The following is an 11867-nucleotide window of genomic DNA, read 5'->3' on the forward strand; positions in this document are numbered from 1 at the left end:
ATAAGGTAAATAAAATATAAATTTTCTTAAAAAGATTAATTTTGTATAAATTATAACTCTATAATTACCCTTAAAAGCGCACTTTTACCTTATAAATTTTTTACAAATTTGTTTCTATTTTATATCCGAGTCCCGGAATATTTTTTATTAAATTTGCTCCTACTTTATCACGGATACGTTTTATAAACGTTCTAATCGCAGCGTCACTCACCTTTTCTCCAACCCAAACACTATTTTTTATCTCCTCATGAAGCACTAATGTACCCAATCTTTTTACTAAAATAGAGATAAATGCCAACTCTTTTTTTGTAAGAGCTATCTCTTCTTGATTTCTTACTAAAACTCTTTTTGTCTTATTAAATGAATAACCACCGCCTATTTCTACTATATTTGTAGTGCTGATCTTATCTTGAGCCAAAACTGATATAGCTTCAAACAACTCTTCCATATCTATAGGTTTTATTATGTATTTATCTATGCCGATTTCTATAGCTTTTAGTAGTTTTTCTTTTTCACTAAATGCACTTAAAATCACTATAGGAGTATCTTTTGATATATCTCTAATCTCTTTTGACATATCAAGACCGTCCATTATAGGCATAGAAATATCGGTTACTATAACATCTGGATTAAATTTTTTGAATTTCTTAAGTCCTTCATCTCCGTTGCCAGCTAGGATGACTTTTGCAAAAATTCCCTCCATAGCACTGCCCATACTAGTTCTTATCTTGTCTTCGTCTTCTACAAATAGAACCGTAAGACTCTTTAATATATCACTCATCATTATCTCCTTTTTCTACTAAAGTCGGTATTTTTATCTCAAAACAAGTTCCAAATTTAACGTTATGCACACTTATATCGCCATTAAATTTTTCTATAATCTTTTTGTTCATATAAAGCCCAAGCCCAGTTCCTACTATAGGATGCTTTGTAGTAAAGTACGGCTCAAAAATTTTATCTTTAATATCTTCTTTTATACCTCCAGCATTATCTTGTATTTTTAATATCACAAAGCCTTTGCTCTGTTTTACTGAAACTTTTATCAATTTATTATCTATATTTATCTCTCTAAAAGCATCTCTAGCATTTGTAAAAAGATTTACAAAAACTTGAGCAAGTTCATTTTTATATCCGGTTAAAAAAATATTCTTATCATAGCTAAAATCAAGTTTTATACCATCTTTTTCAAGCGTTCTTTGAAGCATTATGGCAGCGTCTTCTACTGCGCTAGAAACTAAAAAACTCTCTTTTTTAGTATTAGAATTAAAAAAATTACGAAAATCTTCTATAGTGTTACTCATACCTTTTATAACTGTTTTTGAGTGATCATATATATCTAAAAATTCGCTATTAGGAGTATTTACGGCTTGCTTTAATCTAAATAAATCTATACTCAACTCATTTAACGGTTGTCTCCACTGATGAGCTATATTTGCTAGCATTTCACCCATATTTGCAAGTCGGCTTTGCTGAAACATAAGCTTGGTTTTTTCCTCATTTTTTGCTACTTCTTGAAGAACTCTTTGTTCGAGATTTTTATTTAGATCTATGAGTTTTTTGGTCTGTTCTGCTACTTTTTGCTCTAGTAACGAGTTTAAATCCGTCAATTCGTTTTGTGTTTTTAAAAGTCTCTCATTGAGGAGAACGACCTCAGTTACGTTATGACGTATAGCAACAAACTCTTCTATATTTCCTTTCTCATCTAGTATAGGAATAATAGTTGTATTTAGATAAAATGCGCTGCCGTCTTTAGCTTTATTTTTTACTATGGCTCTATGGACTTTTTTTGCTAAGATCGTTTCCCAAAGAATTTTAAAATTTTCGCTTGGAACATCTGGATGGCGGACTATACTATGAGGTTTTCCGATAAGCTCTTCCCTTGTATAGCCGCTGATTTTACAGAATTCGTCATTTACAAAAGTAATGTAACCCTCAATATCTGTTTTAGAAACGATATTACTTGTATCGATAGCAGCTTGATACTGTTTTAATCTTTCACTTAAATCAATCATTTTATAGCCATAAATCCTAAATATGATAAATATACACCATAAATCGCTATGATAACAGAAGTAGCTATTGTCATTGTGTGTTTGAATTTAGCACTTACAAGACCAACCGTACCGCTAAAAATCAACATAACAGGTAGAGTACTAAGACCAAATATAAACATCACAAGAAAACCGTTAAAAATACTTCCGCTACTAAGAGATAACGCCAAAAAATAATAAACAACCCCACAAGGCAATAAACCATTTAAAAAACCTAATATCATGAAAGACAGAGCGTCATTTCTTTTGCTAAACTTTTTAAAAAAACGCATTATTAAATTTCCTATTTTATCATTTTCTATAAAAGCTAACAGCTTTCCGCGCTTTATCAAAGCTATAGATAAAATAACTAGAAAAACACCGACGATAAAAAACACAAATCCTTTGGTTTTTAAATTTAATATCACGATAGAACCAAAAAAACCAAAAAAAATCCCCAAGCAAACATAAGCAAAAACTCTACTTAAATGATAACTGATACTAAGAAAAACTATCTCTTTTCTGGTTTTATTTGATAATTTAGCATTATATGCCATTACAAATCCGCCGCACATTCCTATACAGTGCGATATACTAAACATAAGAGCAATGCTGATAATGCTAAATACCGTACTTATATCCATTATAGTATTTCAATAAAGTTTTTAAATATATATTTGCTCTCGTTAGGACCACTACTGGCTTCTGGATGGTGTTGCACCGAAAATACTTTACCGCCGTTATATCTAACACCTTCTATAGTGTTGTCAAAAAGATTTCTATGAGTAACAGTTGCTACTTCACTTATGGTTTCAGGAACATTATAATTATGATTTTGAGCAGTTATCTCTATACTTTTTGTTTCTAAATTTAAAACCGGATGATTTGCGCCGTGTTGTCCGAATTTAAGCTTATAAGTCTCATACCCATAAGCATTTGAAAGTAATTGATGTCCAAGACAAATTCCGAAAATAGGAAGATCTGCGGCTATAAGTTTTTTTATCTCGCCTATCTCATTTACAAGCATTTTTGGCTCGCCTGGACCATTGCTTAGAAATACTCCATTTATCTCGCCTTTTTTAAATTTGTCTATCAAAAAATCAGCTTTAACATTATGCGGATAAACTTCTACCTCAAGTCCCGCTTCACACAATTCATTTAAAATATTTCTTTTTACGCCATAATCTATGACCGCAACTTTTTTACCGATAGAACTCAAATTTCCATAGCTTTGTTTTTGATGTTTCCATGAGTTTTTAGAGTGAATATATGGCTTTTTAGTACTTACTATACTAACATAGTTTATCTCGTCTATACGCGCACTATTTTCTAATTCATGTTTTAAAATCTCTTTATCGCTTATCTCAGTCGATACAAAAGCTCTTAAATTTCCACTGTCTCTTAACATTTTTGTAAGATATCTTGTATCTAAATCATAAATTCCAAATTTACCTTGATCATAAAAAAATTTCTCTAAGCTTTTTTCACTTCTAAAATTACTTGGGGTTTGATTAAAATTACGCATAAAAACTCCACTAGCGTGGATTTTTGCACTCTCTTCATCATTTTCATTTACTCCCACTATACCTATTTCTGGCATAGTAAAAATTATAAATTGTCCGGCGTAGCTAGGATCGGTTATTATCTCTTCATAACCTGTTAAAGAGGTATTAAATACAAGCTCGCCAAAAGCACTTCCGCCTTTTCCGAACGCTTTTGCTTCTAAATAAACTCCATTTTCTATATAAACATAAGCTTTCATTATATCATTCCTTTTTTGTGTAGCTCTTCTTCATAAAGCTTTTCAAATATCAAATCATACTCATCGGTACCAGCAATGAGCTTTCTTTTGTAATTTGCAAGCCTGTCTAATACAATATCTTCTATATCTTCATATGATTTTAAATAATTTTCTATTGCGCCATAAATTATGTTTTTAACACGGTTATCAGATACGCTATAGTCTATGAGATCTTTTTTCCATAAAAGCTCTAAAATTTCATGAGAAACGCTACTATATCTATCCTCGTAAGATAAAATTACGCCAAAATCCTTTGCAAGTTTTTTCTTTATAAGCCAAAACATATTTTTTCTATCAACTTGCATAAAATCCATCTCGTTTTCATTTTGATCTAGCACCTCTTTTACTTTATCTTCAAGTGCTCTTTCTTTATTAATATCATTTTCCAATATGCTTTGTACTACGCTGGCAACTGGCTCGATGCCGCTTTTAAAACTAACAAAACCACAATTAAAAAGGTCTAATCCAACTTTTCTTGCTATATAAGGTGCGTGTGGTAATTTGATTCGCATAAACAGCCTTTCATTATTTTGTAACAATTTTATCTAAAAAAACGTAAAAGTTAGTTAAAGGTATGTGACATTACTCAAAGCTATATGAATTTTTGTATATTTTTTTATAAATTTAAAAGTTAAAGTTCATTTAACAGAACTATTATTGTCCGTAAATAGATCGTCTTTTTTTAGAATTTCGGTAAGTTCCGCCGCTGTCGCCGGATCCATTTTTGAGAGTATAGACGATATTTTTTTTGGCTCAAGCGCATAAAGTATTTTAGCTGCTTCGTCTCTAGGAAGTGAGCTTATAATATTTGCAGCAGGAGAATCTTTCATTTTTGCATATACTTCTAAAACTTTATCGGAAGTCATTGTTTTCAACTCCTCTAAAATTTTTTCATTTTTTGCAAGCATATTTTTTATATTTTCCTCTTTTTTTGAAATTTCATCTAGCGTTCTATTTACATCAAGCTCTTTTTTTGAAATTTCAGCCTCTCTTTTATCAAACAAGGATTTTGTAGCGGCTCTGTAAGCTTCTAACTCTTGTCTTGCACTGTCTATGCGTTCAAACTCGCGTGTTATCTCAGCTTTTTTAGCTTCATATATAGCATCCCAGTCATCTGCGGCTATTAAATTTAAACTTACAAATAAAAAACAGAAAACTAAGGCAAATTTCATTTTGCGTCTTTCATAAAAGAGTATCTTTGAACGGCAATTTCATCAAGATCTTTTGCTTCTTGTTTTTTTATCTTAGCTATCTCTTTTGCGGTTTCTTCTTTTTCTAAATATTTCATCTTTTCTAACTCTATATATGCTTTTTTATGTTGAAATTCGTAATGAACGATCTCTTTTTGATTTAAGATTATTTTCTCTTTTATTCTCTCTTTTTGTTCTCTCAAAAGCTTCTGCTCTTCTAGATTTATCTTTATATCCGCAGAACTACCGCCACGTGGGAATCTATGCAAATTTAACTCATCTATAATGGCGCCCATAGACTTTTTTAGCTCTTTGTCTAAAGCCCTGCATTTAGCAAGGCTTAGCTCTATTTTATTAACGTTTTCTTCTTTTACTTTTACTACTTGCGTAAATTTGTTATTCATCTTACGATAGTATCATTTCTCTCTGGACTTGTTGATATAAATCCGATTTTTACACCGGTTAATTCTTCTATTCTCTCTATATACTTTCTAGCATTCAAAGGTAAATCCTCATATTTTTTGATGCCATTTATACTATCCCAACCTTCTAATTCCTCATAAATAGGAGTTGCATTTTGGAGATCTGAAGGAAAATAATCTATAACTTCGCCTTTATACTCATATGCTTTACAAATTTTAACATTTTTAAATCCATCTAAAACATCAAGCTTCATCAAAGCGTAAGTATCTACTCCATTTAGCCTTGAAGAGTATTTTATACCGACAACATCAAGCCAGCCGCAACGTCTTTTTCTACCTGTTGTAGTACCAAACTCTTTACCTATCTCGCATAGATTTTCACCATCACTGCCAAGATCTTCGGTAGGGAAAGCACCATTTCCGACTCTAGTTGAATATGCCTTTATGATACCGATAACTTTGCCTATGCTTTTTGGACTAAGGCCCAAACCGGTGCAAGCCCCTGCAGATACGGTATTTGAGCTAGTCACGTATGGATATGTTCCGTGATCTATATCAAGAAGAGTTCCTTGCGCTCCTTCAAGCAAAACTTTTTTATTATCATCCATAGCTCTCCATAAAAGCTCGGTTGTATTTGTGATAAAAGGAGCTAAAACATCTTTAAATCTAACCAAATCAGCTAAAATTTTGTCTTTAGGAGGTATTTCTATACTAAGAGCGTCAAAATACGGTTTATTTGATTCAAAATCTTTCATAAGACTCTCACAAAGTGCTTTTGGATCTAAAAGCTCACCTACTCTATGTCCGCTTCTGCTGATTTTGTCTGAATATGCAGGTCCTATACCTTTACCAGTAGTACCTATAGCTTTATCACCTTTTAGTCTCTCTTTGGCTTGATCTATTAATGAGTGATGAGCTAGGTTTAGATGTGCTCTATCGCTTATAAAAAATCTACCTTCTAAATGATCAAACTGAGCCATCTCGCTAATCAAAACTTCAGGATTTACAACGACACCGTTTCCTATAATATTTATAATATTTTTATGTAAAATTCCGCTTGGAACTAAGTGTAAAGCGTATCTCATACCATCAACCCATATAGTATGTCCTGCATTATGTCCTCCACCGCTTCTACATACTACGTCATAATTTTGTGAAAGCATATCTACTATTTTGCCCTTGCCTTCATCTCCCCATTGTATTCCAACAATCAAATCCGCCTTTGTCATAAAAAGTCCTTTATTTACTTAAATTTTCTATCAAAGCGTCACTAAAAATAGCAAAACCAACAGAAACTTTGCCATCTATCTCATAGCTGCCGCCGCCACTTAAAATATAATTATCGCATAAAAACCTAAAAAATAGCTTATCATAATATCTCATTTTAGAATAATAGAGCGGTGCATACACTCTATTTTCATATCCGCTAGCCAAATCTTTTATCGAATTTAAAGGCTCTCTTAGCTCAGATGGAACTATTTTTATAACCTCATCGATATCTTTATCGTTTTTTATATTTGCTAATCTATTTAACCAGTTTAAATTTTGATTCAAAATCAACTCAAGTCTTCCGTTTTCAAATACGCTAATTGGCAAATCCAGAAGTTTGCATATTATTTTCGGAATTTCTATATTGCTGATTTGTAAATGAGGCTTTATGTGAAGCTCGTCAAATAGTTCTGCGGCTATATTTATACATTTTAATAAATCATTAGAATCTAAAATTTCGGCTCCGATTTGATAAATTTCACTACTAGGATACTTAAAAACAGGCTGGATATAAAACCATTTTTTCGTACTCATATCTTTGAGTCTTTTTGTAGCTATTCTTACTACATCTACCGTGCTATCGGCCCTTAAACTTATCTCGTGATTTGTACTATCTGAAAATCTTAATAGCTTTTGAGGTGCTACGCTTAAATGCTGATGATAACTAAAATACGGAGTTATAATCTCACTAAATCCATACTTTTCTAAAATCACACTAGCCCTGTTTTCTATATCTCTTTTTAATTTAGCACTATTTCCAAAATACAACTTTGAGCCGTCTGGAATTTCATGTTCATAAATAATCTTATTTGTATAATTCAAATTTATTCTCCGATTATGGTGTTTAAAATATTTAATTTTTTATGTTCTAACTCATTTAGCAAATACGCTATCTCCTCTTTGTTTATAAAATTACTACTAAATACCAAAGTTATAAGTTTATCTGCTTCTTTGCAGGATTCCGGCACTTCTTTTAGCCTATCAAACTCGTCATATACTTTTCTATAAGTAGAGTAATCAAATATAGAAGTGTTATAATTTTCTATAGATATTATAATCTGCTTAATAGCATTTATTTGATATATGATAAATTTATAAAGCGGTATCTTTTCTAAATTTGGATTAAAAACTCGTTTAATATAAATTGTATTTATCATATCTGATATATCATCTTTAAATATCGGTTTGCTTATAAAATTGCCTTGTAGCTCTACAAAGCCTATATTTGCAACTATGTTGTAGATATACTCATTTTCTACACCTTTAATTATAGCACGTTTTTTAAACGCGCTACATATATTTAATATAGTCTGCAACATATCTACATTATCTGCTCTATCAAGCAGCTCAAGAGCATATTTTTTATTTATTTTATATGTATTTGTAGGAGCAGTTTTCATAGTGTTAGCAAGTGATAAGCTTGACCCAAAATCATCAAATACAAACTTTATACCTAGATCTTCATATATTACTAAATTTAATATCTCGTTTTCAATATCTTTTACCGACATAGCGTCTGTTATCTCTATTTCAAGCATATCAAATCTTAAATCGCTATTTTTATAAAGATCTTTAAATTTAGCAAAAAAGATCTCGTCGTTTAGCTGTTCAAACGGTATATTAATACTTAATTTTATCCCTTTATTAAAAATATCTTCAGAATCTCTAAGAGCATTTATAATAATCCATATAGTAAGTTCATCAAACCAGACTTTATCGCTAAATATATGCAAGAAATCCACAGGAAGCATTATACCTTTTTGCGGATGTTTCCATCTAAGAAGAACTTCAAAACTTGTGATTTTCGCATCTTTTATATTGACTACTGGTTGGTACATCAAGAAAAACTCATCGGAATCAAATTTATCTTTAGATAATAAACTCTCATTATACTGGTTAAAAATTTCATCTCTATTTTCATCAAATATATAATATCTATTTTTACCAGATAACTTAGCATGATACATCGCCCAATCTGCTCTTTTTAATAGATCTTCCATAGATATATCACTATGTCTATCATAAAATGCTACGCCTATGCTTGTGCTTACTTGAATTTTGTTGCTATTGATAACCGTTTTATCACGAGCGGCTAAAAGCATATCGTCTAAGATCTTAATAAGAGCATTCTCATCGCTTACATCATTAATGAGAGCTACAAACTCATCTCCTCCAAAACGCGCTATCAAATTATCGCCATTTGATATAATACCTTGCATACGACTAGATATAGCTACTAAAAGCCCATCTCCGCAATTATGCCCATAAGTATCATTTGCTTTTTTAAATCCGTCTAAATCCAGATATATAACAGCTATTTTTTTGCCGTTCTCTTTAACGTTATTCATAGCTATAGCAAGTTTTTCTAATAATAAAAATCTATTTGGAAGCTTTGTAAGAGAATCATAATGAGCTATTTTTTCTAATCTTGTTTCATTCTCTTTAATATACGTAATATCATAAAATATAGCAACATAATGCTGAACTTCATCAAGCTGATTTTTGACTGCACTTATAGTTAGAATTTCTGGATATATTTGACCGTTTTTTCTTTTATTCCAAATTTCACCGCGCCAAAAACCGCTTTGCTTTATATCTGCCCATATTTTAGCATAGAATTTATTATTATGACGATCTGATTTTAGCATATTTGGATATTTGCCTCTTACTTCTTCTTTGCCGTATCCAGTGATTTGAACAAAAGCGTCATTTACATCTAATATCAAACCGTTTAGATCAGTTATCATAATGCCTTCTCTAGAGTAAGAAAATACACTAGCTATGAGCTGCAACTGTGCTTCAGACTCTTTTTTGATGGTGATATCTTCAAGCATTCCAGATATCAAATTTGGAGTTCCATCAAGATTAGATGTCGCGGTTTTTGCTTTTATGCATACCCAAATATATCTTCCATCTTTAGCTATACATCTGATCTCGGTATTTATGCTTGGACTAAGTCCTTTTAGATAGTTATCCCACGCTAAAACTACTTTATCTAAATCGCTTTTATATACTATTTTTGATATATTTTCAGAGTTAATAACTCCTAGATCATCACTATTTCGATATCCTAGTAAATTTATAAAGCTATTTGAAAATGTATATACACGCTTTTTAATATCATATTCAAAAGACATTCCAGAAGTAGCCCAAAGTAGATTTTGGTACTTATTTATCTTATCTTTAAATATATCTTCTGTAAGCTTTTGATTTGTACTATTAAACATAAACACAGTAACAAACATATCGCCGTTTGCATCTTTTGATATCTTGATAAATACTTTAAACCAGTCGTAATTGCCGTTTGAAAGCTTTATACGACAAAGCCTATCAAGCTCATTATCCGTCTCGTAAGGCGTATCTATAAGCTTCATTCTATGTTTTATATCTACAATTAAATTTGCTATATCTTCTTTATGAATTGTACTTCTAAAACTAAAATTTTTAAATAAAATATCTTCGATGTTATATCCTAATATATCAGATACGTTATTAGAAATTTGAATTATTTTCCAGTTTTCATCTACTTTAAAAGTAGCTATTAATATAGGGCTTGAGAGCAATAGATGTTTCTCTTTATTTAAATTTTCTATCATTTTTTGATTTTCGGTTGCGTCCCAAATAATCATAAAATAAAAATCATTTAAATAAGAGCTTACCGGAGTGATTTTTATCTGAACTATTTTTAGATCGCCGTTTGCTAGTCTGTGAGAACAGTAGATATTTTCATCGTCATTCATATCTGCTAATTTGCTATAAGAATAATCATACAAACTAGTTGCTTGTAAATCAAATACATTCATAGTAAGAAGCATATCTTTATCATAACCGTAAAACTCTATAGCAGACTCGCTCGCTTCTATAATCTGCCCATTTTTTGCATCTACAAATAGTATTTTTATAGAGCTTTTTTGAAATATCAAAGCATACTGTTCTTTATAATCTCTAAGATCATTTTTTGCTATAACTTGACTTGTGTATAAATTTAATATTTCATAGCAAATGTCGTCAAAATCTTTATTTGATTTAAATTTATTAACATCGATTTCGCCTATTTCTAATCCAGACAAAAGACTTTTTAGCTTGCTAATAGGAGATATAACATTTCGCTTTAAAAATATTATATTATCTATCAAAACCAAACAAGCAAATACCAACAGTATGATAGCTACTGCGATTACTACTAAATACGAGTTAAATATATCGAAAAATGGCTCTTTTGATATGATGGCTAAATTTAAACCTTTGTTAAACTCTACTGAATAAAAACTAAGTTGTTTTGTAGAATAATCAACCGAAAGATGCATCTTTTGGCTATTTTTCCAATCATAATCTATGTTAAACGTATCGTATATATTGCTACCTATGGAATCTAAAACTATAAAACCCTCAGAATCCATCATATACGAATACTTGTTTGCATCATCTAAAAGAGCAAATGAGGCAAGCTTTGAAGCGTCAAGCATACCAACTAAATTTACTCCATTAACATAAGGCAAAATAATAAATATATTCGGATGATCAGGCTCTAAATATATAAATTTAGATATAAAAAATCCATATTTGTTAAAATGATCTTTATAATTAAATAGTTTTAATGAGCTAAGATCGTTTTGAAATTTCGAATATGATTTTATAATGGTAAAGTTGTTATCCGTTAAAAATATACCATCTAAGATATCATTATCTGTGATAGTTTCATAAAACTCTTCATCGCTGATATTATCTTCTAAAAGATATGCTAACTCAGAGTGTATAGTCTCAAGCTTACTCATAACTCTCATCATATGATAAGAATTTGATCTTTTTAATCCGTCTTCTAATTTATAGAGTTCAACGAATATTATAAAAGATAAAAAGCAGACTATAGATCCTACGCATAAGATAAATATTAGGTAGGCTCTTTTCAAAAGCCCAGAAGAAAGCGATACGTCGCCCTTGTCCACGAACATAAAAAACCTTACCTACAAATAATTTGTAAAATTTGGCGAGAGAGTGAGTGAATCGAACACCCCGCGAAACGGTCAACCGCCCCGCCACATGATTTGAAGTCACAGAACGCCACCAGGTCGTTTTACTCTCCAACAAGATAAGCTAAGTTAAGATTTTAGCAAAATTTTTATAAATTTGAGTTGAATATATCCGATATGTAATT

At 30.9% G+C, this 11867-nt stretch carries 10 protein-coding genes and 1 tRNA gene; all 11 read right to left on the reverse strand.

Going from position 1 to position 11867, the window contains the following annotated elements:
• Window positions 1-100 precede the first annotated feature (100 nt).
• The 11 genes from RVY88_RS05180 to RVY88_RS05230 all read right to left on the reverse strand — a co-directional run bounded on the left by RVY88_RS05180 (window position 101) and on the right by RVY88_RS05230 (window position 11795).
• Complete coding sequence (locus RVY88_RS05180) at window positions 101-781, reverse strand: response regulator transcription factor (RefSeq protein ID WP_002848548.1); 681 nt, start codon at window positions 779-781, stop codon at window positions 101-103.
• On the reverse strand, window positions 774-2012 hold the full coding sequence (locus tag RVY88_RS05185; RefSeq protein WP_011731792.1) for a PAS domain-containing sensor histidine kinase: 1239 nt from the start codon (window positions 2010-2012) through the stop codon (window positions 774-776). Before RVY88_RS05185 ends, RVY88_RS05180 begins: the two co-directional genes overlap by 8 nt.
• Entirely contained in the window at window positions 2009-2674 is a 666-nt protein-coding gene (locus tag RVY88_RS05190; RefSeq protein ID WP_162167105.1) for a sulfite exporter TauE/SafE family protein, read from the reverse strand. The genes RVY88_RS05185 and RVY88_RS05190 overlap by 4 nt, the downstream gene beginning before the upstream one ends.
• Entirely contained in the window at window positions 2674-3792 is a 1119-nt protein-coding gene (gene carA, locus RVY88_RS05195; RefSeq protein WP_002848544.1) for a glutamine-hydrolyzing carbamoyl-phosphate synthase small subunit, read from the reverse strand. Before carA ends, RVY88_RS05190 begins: the two co-directional genes overlap by 1 nt.
• Complete coding sequence (locus tag RVY88_RS05200; RefSeq protein ID WP_162167104.1) at window positions 3792-4343, reverse strand: DUF507 family protein; 552 nt, start codon at window positions 4341-4343, stop codon at window positions 3792-3794. The genes carA and RVY88_RS05200 overlap by 1 nt, the downstream gene beginning before the upstream one ends.
• A gap of 126 nt (window positions 4344-4469) precedes the next feature.
• The gene (locus tag RVY88_RS05205) at window positions 4470-5003 is read right to left on the reverse strand and encodes a MotE family protein (RefSeq protein WP_002848540.1); all 534 of its coding nucleotides are present in this window, start codon (window positions 5001-5003) and stop codon (window positions 4470-4472) included.
• A complete protein-coding gene (locus tag RVY88_RS05210) occupies window positions 5000-5425 on the reverse strand; it encodes a flagellar export protein FliJ (RefSeq protein WP_002848538.1) in 426 nt (141 codons plus the stop codon). The genes RVY88_RS05205 and RVY88_RS05210 overlap by 4 nt, the downstream gene beginning before the upstream one ends.
• Window positions 5422-6672, reverse strand: a complete 1251-nt coding sequence (locus tag RVY88_RS05215) for an adenylosuccinate synthase (RefSeq protein ID WP_002848536.1) — start codon at window positions 6670-6672, stop codon at window positions 5422-5424. The genes RVY88_RS05210 and RVY88_RS05215 overlap by 4 nt, the downstream gene beginning before the upstream one ends.
• A 10-nt stretch (window positions 6673-6682) precedes the next feature.
• Window positions 6683-7534 carry an ATP phosphoribosyltransferase regulatory subunit gene (locus tag RVY88_RS05220; protein WP_002848535.1) on the reverse strand — a complete coding sequence of 284 codons (852 nt, stop codon included), beginning with the start codon at window positions 7532-7534 and terminating at the stop codon, window positions 6683-6685.
• Between the two features lie 2 nt (window positions 7535-7536).
• On the reverse strand, window positions 7537-11664 hold the full coding sequence (locus RVY88_RS05225; RefSeq protein ID WP_162167103.1) for a PAS domain S-box protein: 4128 nt from the start codon (window positions 11662-11664) through the stop codon (window positions 7537-7539).
• A gap of 33 nt (window positions 11665-11697) precedes the next feature.
• Window positions 11698-11795, reverse strand: a tRNA-Sec gene (locus tag RVY88_RS05230).
• Window positions 11796-11867: the final 72 nt, after the last annotated feature.

The organism is Campylobacter sp. TJR-1 (assembly GCF_032840035.1).
Lineage (GTDB): Bacteria > Campylobacterota > Campylobacteria > Campylobacterales > Campylobacteraceae > Campylobacter > Campylobacter fetus.